This window comes from Candidatus Lernaella stagnicola (assembly GCA_030765525.1).
In the GTDB taxonomy this organism is placed as follows: Bacteria; Lernaellota; Lernaellaia; order Lernaellales; family Lernaellaceae; genus Lernaella; species Lernaella stagnicola.
The window spans coordinates 127,183-142,326 of the sequence record JAVCCK010000015.1 but is presented as its reverse complement, the minus strand read 5'-3'; the positions used below and the strand labels follow the sequence as shown (position 1 = coordinate 142,326).

Annotated in this window: 15 protein-coding genes; 6 read left to right on the top strand and 9 right to left on the bottom strand. The window is 58.2% G+C overall.

Annotated elements, in window-relative coordinates; all coding sequences use genetic code 11:
- Positions 1-4: 4 nt before the first annotated feature.
- Positions 5-169 (bottom strand): hypothetical protein, encoded by a 165-nt coding sequence (locus P9L99_07540; protein MDP8223194.1) that lies wholly within the window; start codon positions 167-169, stop codon positions 5-7.
- Here P9L99_07540 and msrA point away from each other — a divergent pair.
- Positions 163-960, top strand: a complete 798-nt coding sequence (msrA, locus tag P9L99_07535; protein ID MDP8223193.1) for a peptide-methionine (S)-S-oxide reductase MsrA — start codon at positions 163-165, stop codon at positions 958-960. The genes P9L99_07540 and msrA overlap by 7 nt on opposite strands.
- A gap of 65 nt (positions 961-1,025) precedes the next feature.
- Here msrA and P9L99_07530 read toward each other — a convergent pair whose 3' ends face one another.
- Entirely contained in the window at positions 1,026-1,448 is a 423-nt protein-coding gene (locus P9L99_07530) for a hypothetical protein (protein MDP8223192.1), read from the bottom strand.
- A gap of 631 nt (positions 1,449-2,079) precedes the next feature.
- Here P9L99_07530 and P9L99_07525 point away from each other — a divergent pair.
- Positions 2,080-3,444 carry an NAD(P)/FAD-dependent oxidoreductase gene (locus P9L99_07525; GenBank protein MDP8223191.1) on the top strand — a complete coding sequence of 455 codons (1,365 nt, stop codon included), beginning with the start codon at positions 2,080-2,082 and terminating at the stop codon, positions 3,442-3,444.
- Between the two features lie 22 nt (positions 3,445-3,466).
- On the opposite strand, the gene P9L99_07520 is transcribed toward P9L99_07525, so the two are convergent.
- Both P9L99_07520 and P9L99_07515 read right to left on the bottom strand, forming a co-directional pair.
- A complete protein-coding gene (locus P9L99_07520; GenBank protein ID MDP8223190.1) occupies positions 3,467-4,204 on the bottom strand; it encodes a L,D-transpeptidase in 738 nt (245 codons plus the stop codon).
- Positions 4,205-4,227: 23 nt separating this feature from the next.
- Complete coding sequence (locus P9L99_07515; protein MDP8223189.1) at positions 4,228-5,244, bottom strand: aldo/keto reductase; 1,017 nt, start codon at positions 5,242-5,244, stop codon at positions 4,228-4,230.
- Positions 5,245-5,439: 195 nt separating this feature from the next.
- Here P9L99_07515 and P9L99_07510 point away from each other — a divergent pair, with 195 nt between their 5' ends.
- Both P9L99_07510 and P9L99_07505 read left to right on the top strand, forming a co-directional pair.
- Positions 5,440-5,970, top strand: coding sequence for a hypothetical protein (locus P9L99_07510; GenBank protein ID MDP8223188.1), 531 nt, complete (start codon positions 5,440-5,442; stop codon positions 5,968-5,970).
- Between the two features lie 118 nt (positions 5,971-6,088).
- A complete protein-coding gene (locus tag P9L99_07505) occupies positions 6,089-6,427 on the top strand; it encodes a prepilin-type N-terminal cleavage/methylation domain-containing protein (protein MDP8223187.1) in 339 nt (112 codons plus the stop codon).
- Positions 6,428-6,460: 33 nt separating this feature from the next.
- On the opposite strand, the gene P9L99_07500 is transcribed toward P9L99_07505, so the two are convergent.
- Both P9L99_07500 and P9L99_07495 read right to left on the bottom strand, forming a co-directional pair.
- Entirely contained in the window at positions 6,461-8,317 is a 1,857-nt protein-coding gene (locus tag P9L99_07500; protein ID MDP8223186.1) for a peptide-N-glycosidase F-related protein, read from the bottom strand.
- Between the two features lie 74 nt (positions 8,318-8,391).
- Positions 8,392-9,003: a nucleoside 2-deoxyribosyltransferase gene (locus P9L99_07495; GenBank protein ID MDP8223185.1), complete on the bottom strand. Its 612-nt coding sequence runs from the start codon at positions 9,001-9,003 to the stop codon at positions 8,392-8,394.
- A gap of 191 nt (positions 9,004-9,194) precedes the next feature.
- Here P9L99_07495 and P9L99_07490 point away from each other — a divergent pair, with 191 nt between their 5' ends.
- Positions 9,195-11,762, top strand: coding sequence for an ATP-binding protein (locus P9L99_07490; protein ID MDP8223184.1), 2,568 nt, complete (start codon positions 9,195-9,197; stop codon positions 11,760-11,762).
- 78 nt (positions 11,763-11,840) lie between these two features.
- Positions 11,841-12,815 carry an NAD-dependent epimerase/dehydratase family protein gene (locus tag P9L99_07485; GenBank protein MDP8223183.1) on the top strand — a complete coding sequence of 325 codons (975 nt, stop codon included), beginning with the start codon at positions 11,841-11,843 and terminating at the stop codon, positions 12,813-12,815.
- A gap of 93 nt (positions 12,816-12,908) precedes the next feature.
- Here P9L99_07485 and P9L99_07480 read toward each other — a convergent pair whose 3' ends face one another.
- From P9L99_07480 to P9L99_07470, 3 genes are all read right to left on the bottom strand, one after another.
- A complete protein-coding gene (locus P9L99_07480; protein ID MDP8223182.1) occupies positions 12,909-13,124 on the bottom strand; it encodes a hypothetical protein in 216 nt (71 codons plus the stop codon).
- A 173-nt stretch (positions 13,125-13,297) separates the two neighbouring features.
- Positions 13,298-14,164, bottom strand: coding sequence for an alpha/beta hydrolase (locus tag P9L99_07475; GenBank protein MDP8223181.1), 867 nt, complete (start codon positions 14,162-14,164; stop codon positions 13,298-13,300).
- Between the two features lie 141 nt (positions 14,165-14,305).
- A complete protein-coding gene (locus P9L99_07470; protein ID MDP8223180.1) occupies positions 14,306-15,136 on the bottom strand; it encodes an alpha/beta hydrolase-fold protein in 831 nt (276 codons plus the stop codon).
- Positions 15,137-15,144: the final 8 nt, after the last annotated feature.

Sequence of the window (15,144 nt, the reverse complement as noted above, 5' to 3'; positions counted from 1 at the left end):
TACCTCATCGGCCCTCGTACACGTCGCGGAGCAGCGCCGCCGCGCAACTGCGGAACGATGCCGGCAACGCCGGGAAAGTGACCGCTCCCCACGGCGCTTCGAAATCCACGCCTTGTTGTAAGACTGCGCCGCGTGTGGCGACCAATTTGCTGGAGGTAGAAAATGCCACGTGCATATCAGGCGGTGGTTGTGATCACTATCGCGTTAGCGGTCTTCGTAGCCGTTACGACACTTTCCGCGGCCGATCCGTGGACCGGAACCATCACGGGAGCGCATCCAGTGCAAAACGCAATGAGCAACTTCACCGGAAACGACACTTCGGCGCCGCTTATCGATAAAAAGTCGCCCGGCCGGATCGAAACGGCGACGTTCGGACTGGGCTGCTTCTGGTGTCCCGACGGAGTCTTTGGAACGCTGCCCGGTGTGATCCGCACGCGGGTCGGTTATGCGGGCGGCACGAAAGCGAACCCCACCTACCATAGTTTGGGGAATCACACCGAGACGATCCAGGTGGACTTCGACCCCCGACGGATCACGTATGCCGAATTGCTGGATGTGTTCTGGCGGAATCATTCACCGACGCAACGTCCGTGGTCGCGCCAGTATAGGTCGATTGTGCTGTACGAGAATGACGCGCAAAAACAGGCCACATTGGAAAGCCGCGAACGTTGGCAAAGCAAGTCGGGCAAAAAGCTTTACACGGTCATTGAACCACTCGATCGTTTCTATCGCGCCGAGGACTACCACCAGAAATACAACCTGCAGAAAGACGCGGCGTTGATGGCTGAATTGCGGGCAATGTTTCCCAACTTCGGCGCCTTTGTCGACTCCACCGCGGTCGCCCGTCTCAACGGCTACGTCAGCGGCGACGGAAAGCGCGAGGTCCTGTTGCGCGAGATCAATGACTATGGTTTGTCGGTCGGCGCCCGGCAGCGATTGCGCGCGGCGGTCAAGCGCTGACGAATCGCTAAGCAGCATGAATCAGGGATGTGGCGGGATTGGGAAACGGCCGCGACGCTTCTGAATTACTTCGGCGCGACTCGCAGAATCGGCACCAAATACACGACCACGAGGTACACGAAAAGCGCCACAACCGGTAGCAACATCGCTAACCCGCCTACCAGCAACGGCTTGCCGCGCCCCCGTACCAAAAAGGAAGGCAAATTCTGCGGCGCCGCATGCAACAGTTGCGCGCCCCACGCCACCATGTGCGCGCCGCGAAACAGCGCCATGAACACGAAGCCCAACGACACCGACCAGGAAACGACGTCGATCAGCACCGAGGCCGGCAGCAAAACAATCAAACCTTGCCAAAAGTTCAGGCCGATGTTTATCCGGGACTTGGGATTTTGCGCACGCGTTACTTCATAGACACGCCCGAAATAGGAAGCACCCATTACCCAGGCGACAATCAGCAGTTCCGCCAGCAGCCATTTCCATGGTGTCATTATCCACTTTCCTTCTCGGCGACGAGGCGTACCGCCGGCCAATGCATTGTCGGAGAACGCGTGATTATACCACCGGAACAACGAACCTGAAAAACGCCTTCGCTTCCGGCGGTCGGCACACCGCTACTCGCTCGTCATGAAGGGACGCGTATGCCCTTCGACAAATCACACGTGCTATCGCCTTTGCCGGGGGTTTCAATACTTCGCCGGACGAACCGCCCAATACTGAGCTATTTTATGTTGCAATAACTACTTTTTTCCTTGCCATGTGCTGACACGATGGCTATTTTTATTCCGGATGGTGGTTCGGTGATAACCGGACATGGTGGGACAGGCGGTTACGCGGCACACAAGTGGTTGGGTTAGCTGGCGTGACGGTAGGTGCTCAAACTTCCGGTCCAGGTGAGTGAAACCGTTGCCGACGCAAACCATGGATCCAATGTCGCTTAGAAAACCGAAATATAAAAATGAATAAAGAGAAAAGTTGAACGATGCCGCAATTCGCTTTCCCCTGTTAAGCGGGTTGTGGCATCGGCCTTTTTCAGGACCCGACCTTCCCCCCTTCCTTGATTTACAAAAAACGGAAAAGCCGTTAGCCTTTCGCGCACTATCTGCATACGGAGCCCCACGCATGACGCAAAAAACCTATGACGTGATTGTGGTGGGTGCCGGTCCGGCCGGCGCCATGTGCGCAATTACCTCTGCCCATCAAGGCCTTTCGGTACTGCTGATCGAAGCGGAAGCAGAATCCGCATATGGCCACACCTACGTGTTGGAGGTCGAGAAAGACGCTTTTTCGCAGTGCGGCGTGCCGGACCCCGCGGGCAAAGAAATCGCCTACGTGCCGCAGGGCGTCAGAGCCTTCTCCTGCTCCGGCTGGGAGGCGTTCTCCAATCCGAAACACGAGATGCACATCGTCCGCCTCCGCGAAACCGTGCGACGCCTGGTTCGCCAGGCCAAGGACGAGGGAACCGATGTGCGATTCGGTTGGCGCGTTCGCCACCCCTTGGTCGAAAACAGCCGGGTCATCGGCGTGGTTGCTGAAAGCCGTCGCGGCAGCGAGAAAACCTTTCGCGGCTCCGTTGTCGTCGACGCCACCGGAAACGCCGCAGCGCTCGCCCGCCGTCTGCCTGAATCGTGCGGCATCGATTTTACCGACCGGCCCGAGGACCGCATCATCGCCGAGTCTCGTTTGTACGACATCGACGTGGAGAAAGCCGCCCGCGCTGCCGAGCGCGGCGAGGTGGCACCGGAAGTCATCAGCCATGTGATTTCCAACCACGGGGCGTTCAGCACGCTCAGCCATACGGTTTCGCTGCGCTTCAAGAGCCTGTTTCTGCTCGCGGGGATCCAGGAAGAAAACTACCCGCCCAATCCCGCTCAGGCTTTGGACGAACTCAAGGAACGTTTTGATTTCGTGGGGCGCGAGATTTATCGCGGCGGCGGCCCGATCCGCATTCGTCGCGCGGGGCTGCGGTTGGTTTGCGATGGTTTCGCCGTCATCGGTGAAGCCGCCGGTATGGTGATCCCCATGCAGGCCAGCGGTGTCACTTCTTCGCTTCTGGCCGGCCACGGCCTCGGGTCGCACCTGGGAAAAGTCCTGGCGAATGGCGGTAAGGCGACGACGGCAACGCTGTGGTCGTGGGCCGCCTCCTACCAGCAAAATCGCGGCGCGGTGCTGGCGTCCTACGACGTCAACCGCCGCTTCCTGCAATCCTTGGACCCGATATCCGAAATCGAGCCTCTGTTTAAGTCCGGCGTGGTACAGGGAGAAGACGTTTACCGGTGCTTTGAGGCCAAGCCCTTTCGTGTCTCGCTGGGCACGATGCCCGACCGCATGCGCGGCATTCTGCAGAACCCGGGCCTGGCGCTAAAAGCGGCCCCCTCGATGAGCAAGATCCCGCTCGTGGAGTTCCACTGGCGCCGATACCCGAAGGTATGGGATGCGAACGCTTTTGCCTCGTGGAAAAAAACGGCGGAATTCTTGCTGCCGTAACACTGATTCTTGAAGACTCGCGTTACCAGGAAATCTCGACCCGCATGCCCGTGTGCCCGAAGGCGTACACCTCTTCCATGAGATCGTCATTGATTGTCAGGCAGCCTCGTGTCCAGTTTTTCACGTAGTACACGCCGCCCTTTTCGTAGAACGTCTCGCCGCCCCACACGCCGTGTCCGTGAATGCAAATGTCGCTACCGGCCTCGCGCGTGAACTTCACGCCCAATTGCCGCGCCCGCGCTCTCTTCCGGTGGGTTTGCGCGTTCGGATAGTCAAGGCAAAGCGAGCGGTGCGTCTTTTTCGACGGATGCTTGTGGACGACGCGAAACACGCCCTCCGGCGAGGTTTTGTCGCCCTGTTCAAGCTTATCGTTGAGGTAGTTTCGCCCAAATCCAACCGGATACTCGCCGACCACCTGGTCGCCGGCGACAAGCTGCAGCAAGTGCCGCCGCTTGCTGACAACCATCCGTCGCGGCGCGTTCTTGGCGATACCCAACTGCGTCATCCGGTCGCGCCAATGCGGTTGGTGGATGGGAATCTGCACCCACTGCGGCGCCTGCCGCTCGCCTTCCATCTTCACGCGCCCCGCAGACCGATCGATGGGCGGGTCTTTTTTCAAATGGTCGGTGACGACTTTGGCGCGCACGACCTGCGGAGTCGGTGTCGGTGTGGTGTCGTCCTCGGCCGGAGCCACTGACGTAAAGGCCGCGCCGACCAGCAACGCCAGCAACATGATGAGTCCGGCCGGGTTGGTTTTCATCTAAAAGAAACTCCGCGTTCGGTCTACGCCGTCTCTACAGCAAGGTATTCAGCGAGAGCCGCATCGATCCGCACCAGTTCGTCTTCGCTGAGCAGCAAATCGCCTGCCGCCGCGTTCTCCGCCGCTTGGTCCGGACGCCGGGCACCGCACAACACATGAGTCAAGCCGGGTTGCGCCGCCGTCCACGCGATAACAAGCTGACCGATGGTCGCGTCGTGGTTCTCCGCAATCGGCTGGAACCCGGCGAGCAAGCCCTGCATGCGCTGCAATCCTTCGGCGCTGAAACGCGGGTCTCCAAGGCGCAAATCCCCTTCTTCGAAGCGGCGGTCTGGGCCGATCTTGCCGGTCAACAGCCCCAGCACCATGGGCGAATACGCCAATACGGCCAGCCCGTTCTCACGAGCCATCGGCAGCAGGTCCCGCTCAATCTGCCGGTCGATCATGCTGAAGTTTTCTTGGATGTTGTCGAGTTGCCCGGCGGCAAGATACTCGCGCAAATGCGAGGGTTCCACGTTGCTGGCGCCGATCGCGCGGATCTTACCTTCGTCCTTCAGCTTCAGCAGTTCGGCCATCGTGTCTTGGATCGGTGTCGTCGCATCCGGCCAATGGGTTTGCATCAGGTCGATGTAATCGGTGCCCAAGCGACGCAAGCTCTGTTCCACTTCGCGCCGCACCGAGTCCGGATGCAAATAACGATATATACGCCGCGCATCGGGATCGGATTCGTCGGCCTGGCCGCGTTGGTTGCCGTAGAAAAAGAACTCGCCGCTGGTTCCCTCCCACACCAGGCCGCACTTGGTGGCCAACACGACGCGATCACGCCGCTGGCGGATTGCCTTGCCGACGATTTCCTCCGAGCGACCGTAGCCGTAGGCCGGCGCGGTGTCGATCAATGAAATGCCGGCGTCGATGGCGGCCTGAATCGCTGCGATACCGTCTTTTTCCTCGGTGCCGCCCCACATCCAACCGCCGATGGCCCACGCGCCTAAGCCGACGACCGATGCCTCGATTCCCGACCGTCCCAGTTCTCGAAACCGCATCGCGCGCCTTCCAAGTAGAGATAGAAAAAAAGCTTATCGCGCCCAGCCTACGGACAGGCCGGAAAAGAGTCAAGAAGCGGAGTTTTCGAAGGATGTCACAGCGGCAATTCACTGGCACATGAATTGCAGATTAGTAATGTGGTGTAATCTGCAACCAGATAACTACATTCAAATAACCCGACGCAGGAGTCCGGCGTGCCAACGAGCCGACGTACCCGCGCTTTAGAGAAGATACACGCCGTCGACAATGAACTGCTGGAAAACATTGTCGAAGAGGTGGAACACGCGAAAAGTACTCGCAGCAAGATCCGGGTCGTCCTCATTACCCTTCTAATTTCTTCTTTTATTCTATTTGTTTACATGGTCTGTACCGGACGCATTGAACTGATCTACGACGCCACCCCCACCCACATCACTCTGGTCAAAGCCGACACCGACGGACACGGCACCGTCCGCGTTTTTCTCGAAGTCCCCGTAGCGGGCCCCCTGATGAAGTACAGCTGTTTCGATGGCGTTAAAGCACGCCTGTTTGTAGCCGATTCCAAAGAACCGGTGATCGGTGAAGTGATTCCCATCTATATGAATAAAGACGATATTCGTTTCCTCGCTTTGTATCGGCACCTGCGGGTTGAGCCAGGTGAAGTCGATCTGCGAGTTGAGTTTTCCGGATGGCGAAAAACGAGTAACGAGGTGCCAATAAGTCGGTTGGCCCAGCGAATTAAATGACAATTTTTGTCAAATTTGCGCGTTTTGACAAAAATTGTCCGCCACTCACGAGGAGTTGGTTGGGAATTCTATGTCATAATAACTAACAGGATCGTCCTGTACGTCGGGTGAGGTGACCATGAAACGGAACGCCGGATTCAGCTTGGTGGAACTACTGATCGTGATCTCGATTATCAGCATTCTCACGACCATCGCCATTCCCAATTACGTGGGCCAACGTACCCTGGCCTACAACAGCACCGCAGAAAGCATGGCGAAGAACTTCCGGACGTGCCAGGGGGCGTATCGAGAGTTACACGAAGGATACGCGACCAACATCAACCAACTGCTCACCGTCGACAAGAACCTGCTTGATACGCCGGGGCTGACGTTTTTGTGGATCCTCGCGCAAAGCGACGACTACGTGTTCAACGTCCGGCACGAACGCGGTGATCGCTGGTATACCGAAGTACCCTGAGACGAGCCGCTGCGCGATTCAACCGCGCGGTCTTTACTTGTACAACACCACCCACGATTTCAAGGAGATGCTCGCGCCCGAAGACGGATACGCGTCGCCTAGGTAGAGCCCCCAGTATTCGATGGTGTTCTCCGCGCCCAGATCGACGAACTCGGTGATATCCGTGCGCACCATCGGCACTTCCTTGCCCGGGCACCAACCGCTACGGCCGTACCACCACGTGCCGTACTGGTTGGGCACTGTCCCCTCCACGACTTTGTCCATGCAGTCGCGACTGTTACCGGCTTCCGGAAACTCGCGGACGACCTCATCGCCGTTGATCGAGAAGTGATGTGTCGTGTTGCAGAACTCCGCGCAGTTGCCGGGTTCCGCGCCGCCGTGTCCCGTAATGACCGTAGCGAGTTCGACCCGCGTCACATCGCCGTCCACGTCGAGCACGACCGGTTCGAAATTGCTGTTGTAGTCCGGACCGAACGCGCCGCCCGAAAACAAGAAATGGGACTCGACGGGTCTCTCCGCCCTCGCCTGGCTCGAAAGCCGCAGATTCAACTCGACCTCATAGGGCTGCTGCGTGTAGAACTCGAAGCGGAACTCTCCCCCGGCGCTAAGCAACGGCAGGACGCCGCTGATGTCGTGTACCCAGCGACCTTCGCGGTGGTAGGTCGTGATCCACCGGCCGATTTCGATCGAGCAACGCTCTGTTTCGTCCACGTCGCACAAGTAAAGCTCGACGAGGTAATCCCAGTCGGGGCAGGTTTGGTACTCGCCCTCGCCGTCGCAACCAAGATAAAGGTCCAGTTCCAACGTGTCGAAAGCCGCCATGGCCGTCTCGTCCGGCAGCGTAACCGTCGCCGCACCGCGCAGTCCCGCCCAACCGGGATCGGAAAGGACCTCGCCGGTGAAGAGCGGTATCACCGTCGCATCGACGCTCTCCAGATAGGTTTCGCGCTCGGCTTCAAAGTTGTAGTAGACGGGTTCGTTCGCGGCCATTTTCAGGTTCGGCGCGAACCACCCGTGCGAGGCGTCGTACCGCGTGTAATCGGCGTAACTGCCGATGTAACGAATACGCTGGAGGCGGTCGATACCCGCGCCCCACCGCGGACTCGTGAAGATTTCACCCAACCAATGCGGCATCTCCCGAGCGGCGTCGGTGACGTAGTGAATGCGCCGCGGCCATTTGGCTTGCTCTTCCGGCGGCAGATCCTCGATATAAGCGTCGATCTGTTCGCGCAAATCCTTCAACGACTGACGGCGGTAGCTTTCATCGAAGGAAGTGGAGACAAAAAGCACCTGCGCGTTGTCCGGAAGCATGCTCAAAAAGGCTTCCGCGTCGCGCTCCCAGATGCCCACCGACCAGCCGAGGTTTTGCGCCGGTTTGTCCTGAATAATCAAATAGGATTCGCAGCCGGTAAAGTTCTCCGCGAAACTCCATTCGCCATCCAGCGTCTCGACGGTGAAATCCGCCGCCGACGCATAAAGCGAACTATCGGGTTCGGCGTCAAGAAACTCGCGCACCGGCAGGCCCAGGTCTTCACAACTAAAAACAAACGGCGGAGGCGACGTGTCGTCGTCGTTGTCATCGTCATCGTCGTCATCACCGACCGGTTCTTCTTCGTAGCAAACGTCGACTGCTTCGCAATTTTCGGCTTCGACAACACAGCCGACCAGTTCTTTGTCGGCCGTGGCGCAGTATTGCAGGCATTCATTCATATCCGACACGTCGATCTGCCCGGCAAGGCCGCAGCCGGAAACCCGCTTACAGAAGGTTTCGCAAGGCGTCGCTGCGTTGCCGCTGTCGTCGTCATCGTCGTCGTCGCAACCGGCGGTTAAAATGAGAGTCGCGCCAAGTGCGATCAAGCAGAGCAAACTCAGTATCCAAAACTGTTTCATGGCGTGGTTCCTTTCCAGGGTGCCTTCTTCTTGGACTTTTATACCCGGCTTCCAACTGCTTGAAAAGTTTCTTCTCAGTCGCAATTAGCGAAGTGCTCGACCAAGATATCGGCCACGCCGTCCCAGCCCTCGTCGCCGCACTTGGCTTCCCACAGGCGCCGACCGAGCGATACGGCCGCCGGCTCGTCGTCGTAGTGTGGCCCCTTCTCGCCGCTCTCCCGAATCGTCTGGAGTTGTGCCACCACGTTACGCAATCCGCTATACACCTTGAAATCGGCCAAACCCACGACCATCGCGTTGTCCTTGCCGGAAACCAGCGAGCGAAGATCATCTTTGAACGCCACAACCGGCCTGCCGCGCGCCCAGGCCATCGCCGCCTCGGCCACCGCACCCTCGTCGGGAACCCGGCCGTTGAGATTCACCACGACGGCGTCGCAACCCTGCAAAACCTGGTAAGCGTCCAGCGCGAAAATGGCCTGATCCCAACATGCGTGCGCCCGAGCGTTATCCAAACCGCGCCCCATCAGCATCGGCAGCAGCGGAGAGAATTCAAACCCATCGCGATGCGGCAGAAACGTTTCGAAACCAGCCTCTTCCAGGGCGTCGGCGATCTGCTGCATTTCCCGGCGCTCGGCATCGTTGAACAGCGGACCGGAACAATACACGCGGCAAGACTCGTCGGCCATGAGATGCTCCTGGTTAATGAAATGATTGACGGGATCATACACCAATCGACGGCCTTCGAAAAAGTTCTCCGCGCCTTGCTCCCGATTATACCGGCGAGGTGCTTGCCGAGTCCGTAGCCTTATGCGTATAAAGACAATAAGAACGTAGGAACTGAATCGGTATGGTCGCCTATCCAGGAAGATCGAAAGCGGTGCGACTGTTGCGACGGACTTGGTATCGGTTCGTCGTGACGGCGGTCTCCCTAGGGCTCGCGGCGGTGGCTGCGGCGCTGACGGTTTTGTACGCCGGTTTAACTTCTCACCACGAAGCCAAATTTGAAACCGACACGAAGTTGGTGGCCAACGCAATCGATCGCCACACCGTGTTCAACGAGATCCGCGGCGCCACGCGCGCCTTGGGCTTGGGCAACTTACGCATCAAAGCGGCCGCGCTCGGTCAATTGCCGGTTGATGACCCCCATCTCCTTAGCTCGCTGATCGGGATTCGCAATCACTACAGCCTTTCCATCGTCTATGTAATGAACGCCGCCGGCACGGTCGTTTCCTGCACGCCCTACGACGACGACCAAACCCTATCCGGCAACAATTATTCCTTTCGGCCCTATTTCCGGGAAGCGCTCAACGGAAAGGATGTTGTCTACCCCGGCTTCGGCGTGACCACGCATCTCCGGGGCCTATATTATTCCTCCCCGGTCTATCGGAATGATCGAGCCTCCAACGATCAGGAAGAGATCATCGGCGTCGTCGTGTCCAAAATGGGTTTGTATGATCTCGACAGCTTCCTCAAGCAATTCGAGGAGCCGGTCTCGTTGATCTCCCCAGACGGCATTGTTTTTTCGAGTAACCGTCAAGAATGGCTTTTTGGAGCGGCTTATCCACTCGATTCACTCACCGCGGAAATCATTAAATCGCACGGACAATTCGGCGCGGCGTTCCTCGACCGGAAGCCGCGCCCCCTGCCCTTCAACCTACACTTTCCCTTCACACGTCTCGACGGCCGACGACATGCCGCCGCCGAAGTCCCCCTTATGCTCAATGACGAAAGCGGCGCCTGGCGACTACTCCACCTACGCGATACCACCAAGTGGTATCCCTCGTGGGCGGTCTTGTTGGTCATTGCGGGCGTGATTCTACCGTTCGTGTTCGGTTCGTTGGCGGTGATCAACCGTAAGCGCGCGCGGCAAATGGAGACCGAACGGCGAAAGGTCGTCGAGCAATCCGCCGTGACATACAAATCGATTTTCGACTCGGCTTACGATGTCATCGTTGTGCTTGATATCGAAACCGGCGTCATTGTCGACGCCAATGAGAAGATGGCCGAGCAATTCGGGTACACTAATGCCGAAGCTCGCGACATGCGTTTCGGCGCGCTGAGCAAAAGCAATGCTCCGTACGGCTCCGAGGAAATCGAAGCCGCATTCCACCGTGCCGCCGCCGGAGAACCGCAACTCTTTCAGTGGCTCGCCCGGCGTGGAGACGGCGAGCAACGTTGGGTCGAAACCAGCTTGCGGCGCTGCAATATCGACGGAGTCGACCGCCTTCTGGCCGTGATGCGCGACATCACCGGCCGTAAGCAGGGCGAAGATGAATTGCGGACCGCAAAGGAAGCCGCTGAAAAGGCCGCCCACGCCAAAGCGGACTTTTTGGCCAACATGAGTCACGAGATTCGCACACCGCTTAACGGGGTGCTCGGCATGATCCGTCTGTTGATGGGAACGTCACTGACCGAGACGCAAGCCGAATTCGCGCGCTTGGCCGACGTGTCCGGCGAGTCGTTGCTCAAGGTCATTAATGACATTCTCGATTTCTCCCGGATTTCGGCCGGCAAGTTGATGCTTGAGTTCTCCGAGTTCGACCTTTTCACGACCGTGGACGACGTAGTGCAACTGTTGCTCTCCGAGGCGAAGGAAAAAGGCCTCGAATTGACCGTCGAATACCCCCCGGATCTGCCTCGATGGGTCGTCGGCGATGCCGGCCGCCTGCGGCAGGTTCTCATGAATTTAGTCGGCAACGCGGTCAAATTCACGCACGAAGGCGAAGTAACCATCACGGTCGATTGCGAGCGGCAAAACGACACGCAGGGAATGTTTCGCGTTGCAGTCGCCGATACCGGAATCGGTATCGCGAAAAGACACCTAAGCGATATCTTCGAGAAATTCGTTCGCGTCGAAGAAAAATCCGCTTTCAACTACAGCGGCACGGGGCTCGGCCTTTCCATCAGCAAACAGTTGCTCGAATTGATGGGCGGCACCCTACAAGCGGAAAGCGAATACGGCGTGGGATCTGTCTTCTCCTTCGAGCTTCCCCTGCCGTTTGCCGCCGAAGAAAAGGTCCCGCGCGAGGAACCTGTTACCCCGGATGACAGCGAGAAAACCCTGCCGGCGCGGGTACTGTTGGCCGAAGACGATCCGGTCAATCAGATCGTCGCCAGAAAAATTCTCGAAATCTACGGCTGCGATGTCACCGTCGTCGAAAATGGTCAGGAAGCGGTCGAGGCCTTGGAAAAAGACCGTTACGACATCGTTTTCATGGACGCCCGCATGCCCGTGATGGACGGCTTCGAAGCCACCGCCGAAATACGTCGACGCGACCGCGAAACCAACCGTCACACGCCGATTGTCGCAATGACCGCTCACGCGCTTGAGGGCGCCGAAGAGAAATGCCTGGCGGCCGGCATGGACGGCTACGTCAGCAAACCCATCTCGCACGACGCCGTGTGGAAGATGATTTCAACCTGGTATCAACCGAAGAAATCCTGAACTTCGTAATCGAGGCTTTTCTCTTGCGCCCAAGGGGATTATTCTAAGTCCATCCCTGAAGACTTCATGAGGTGAGACATGACCACGAAGGTATTGGTTACGGGAGCGGGCGGTTTTATCGGCCACAACTTGGTTTCATACCTTAAGAAAAAGGGTTACTGGGTGCGCGGCGTCGACATCAAAAAGCCGGAATTCGGCGAATCCGACGCTGATGAATTCAAGTTGCTCGATCTGCGCCAACTGGCGGCTTGCCTGATCGCCACCCGCGGCGTGGATGAGGTGGTCAACCTCGCCGCCGACATGGGCGGTATCGGTTACATCACCGGCAGCCACGCCGACATTTCGCGCAACAATACGCTGATCAACGTCTACATGCTCGAAGCCGCGCACGTAAATGACATCAAACGCTACCTGTTCTCGTCCTCCGCCTGCGTCTACCCGCAACACCTGCAAAACGACGCCGAGGTTGTCGCCCTGCGTGAAGACACCGCGTGGCCCGCCGATCCTGAACCCGGCTACGGGCTGGAAAAGCTCTATACCGAAAAACTCTGCGAGTACTATCGCAACGACTTCGACCTGCAAACACGTATCGTGCGTTTCCACAACGTATTCGGCCCGCTGGGCACCTACGACGGCGGCAAAGAGAAAGCGCCCGCGGCTCTGGCGCGCAAAATCGCTCTCACCCCCGATGGGGGCACCATCGACGTGTGGGGCGACGGCGAACAAACACGCTCGTTCATGTACATCGACGACTGCCTGCAGGGCGTCGACCGCCTGATTCATAGCGACTACACAGAACCGCTGAATCTAGGGCGCGAAGAGTTGGTGACCATCAACGGCATGATCGACATGATCGCCGACATCGCGGGCAAGACAATCCACACAACACATGACCTCTCCAAGCCCCAGGGCGTGCGCGGGCGTAACAGCGACAACACCCGCCTGCGGGAAGTGATGGGCTGGGAACCGACGATTTCCCTCCGCGAAGGTTTGGAACTCACGTACCCCTGGATCGTGGAGCAGCTCGTCGCCCGCGGCGACACCGTGTATTGATTCACTCCCAAGAAAAAAACGCCGCACCACAAAAGCGGTGATGCGGCGGGGGAGGCGTGTCGGCATTGTCGGCACGCCCGGGCTAGAAAAGGGTCACGTCGAGTCTGCTGCCTCGTTGTCTCCCAGTTCGCTTTGGTTGCTTGTCGCGGCGAAACGCAGTCGGGCTTCTTCACTCAAGTCGACCGAATCGGTCTGTTCGACGGTATCCTCGCGCAAATAGATCTGCGCTTTGTAACGGGCGATCGCTGTTCGCGATTGCATTGCGCGCAGCGCCGGATTGGCGCTGATGGCCGAACCGTCGATGACCATCGGTTTCTCCACCTGCGTTTGACGCAAAGGTTCTTAATTTTCAGTAATATGGATTGCGAAGTTCGTGCCATATGAAAAAATGCCCCAATATTGAGATGTTGTATAGATTTGGATGGTTTGGGGAACGCTACGTTTTTTCCGCTCGGTTAACGTTTCGTAACGTTGTGCCGACCTCAGTCGCCGGACAGGGAATCGATGAACGCTTCCACGTCATTCATCAAGCCCGCGCTATGCATGTAGATATTGGATTCGCAGGAGAACTCACTGGCTTGCGGAATGGCCTCAACCATGCGCTCGATATTCGCCACGCCGTGCAGTTTGTCGCTGGACGCATACGCCATGCCGACCGGGACCTCGATGGTCTCAAGGTCCTTCCAAACCGAGTACTTCAACGCTGAGATCGCCGAGAGTTGCAGGCGGCGCGGGTTTGCCGTTCGGAGCGTCTGATCGTAGCGCGCCATCTGCTCGGGCTCCTTTTTGACGTCCACCCGAAAAGTCCGCAGGTACCACAAAAGAATGTACTTGAAACCGTGGTACAAAAACGCCGGCAGGTAGACGACCTTCCCCAACACCGGCGGCGCTTTGAATTCGCTGTTCGGACCAATCAAAAACGCCCCCCGCACTTTCAACGCGCCGTGTTTGAGGGCTTCAAGAATAGCCGTCGCGCCGAAGGAACTGCCGGCGATGACCGTGCGCGCCGTTTCCACCGGGAGCCGCGCACAAATGTTCATCAAATCGCGCGCCAAGCGGTGCATATCGAAATCCGTCGAGCGCAATCGGCGTTGGCGAATCAGAGCCGAGGTCTTTTCGCGGGTTTCCACGTAGAACACGGGGCGTTTCTTGCTCATCGCGCGCAGAAAATCAGCCCAACCCGCCACTATCGAGACCCACCCGGCCACGAACACGAAGGGATCGTCGGACGCAGGTTCTTTCGGTTCCCAATGAAAAACGCGAAGTTCGACGCCGTCCTCGGCCTCGATGTACAGCTCTTGAAAGTTCGCGTGGGTCGCGGCAATGGGGTCGACGGTTGCTGTGCTCACCTTCCCTGCTCCTCCAGTTCTCATAATCGTCGCAAGATATTTCTTCTCGCGCGCTAAGGCAATGGGCGTCCCGGGTGCTTCTTTTTTTGAGCCGAGGCGGTGACAACCGTGCGTCGAAAAAGTCGCAACTCAACGAATCGATCAGGTGGATAGAGGCGGTTCCAGCTCAAGGGGCTCCTCTTCGTACAAACCGACCGGGTCGGCGAGCAGCCACGCCATGATGTCGGGAAGCCGCGCCTGCCAGGCTTCCTCGTTATGGAAATGTCCCGGCGCGACCACGTAGCGCAACTCGTGGTCGGCAACGCCAATGCCCTTGAGGTGTTCGTAAAAACGTCGCGTCGTTTCGACATAGTCGAGGAACACGTCATAGAACCAGAACTTCTCCAAGTCGCCGGTGTCCACGTAGAGTCTCAACCAGTGACCGGTGGGCTCGTCCCACAAGCGAAAGATTTCCTCGTCGGCCCACAACACGGTGGGCGACACGGCGCCGATGCGGCCGAATACGTCAGGCCGGATTTTGCCCAACGTCAAACTCATCAAGCCGCCCATGCTTGCGCCCATCACGGCGGTCCACCACGGCGCGGTTTCCGTCCGGTAGACTCGGTCGATGAAGGGTTTGAGGTCGTCCATCAAAAACTCGATGAACGGCGCGCCCCGCCCGTCGGTGTCTTTCGCGGTGTCCGGCCAAAGCGAGTATTCCTCCAGGCGATTCGGGGAGTGGTCGACGGCCACGATGATCCACGGCCGGATCACGCCGCGGCCGGCCAGGTCTTCCATGGCGGTGTTGGCACACCACGTATGGTAGAGGGCCGACTCCGGATGGTTGAAGACGTTTTGCCCGTCGAACATATAAAGCACGGGATAACGCGCGTCGTTCTGTTGGTCGTACGCGGTGGGCGTAAACACGCGCACGGTCCGCGTGATGCCCTCCGGGTGTGAATAGAAATCACGAATGATATGAATATGACCCATACGCCCTC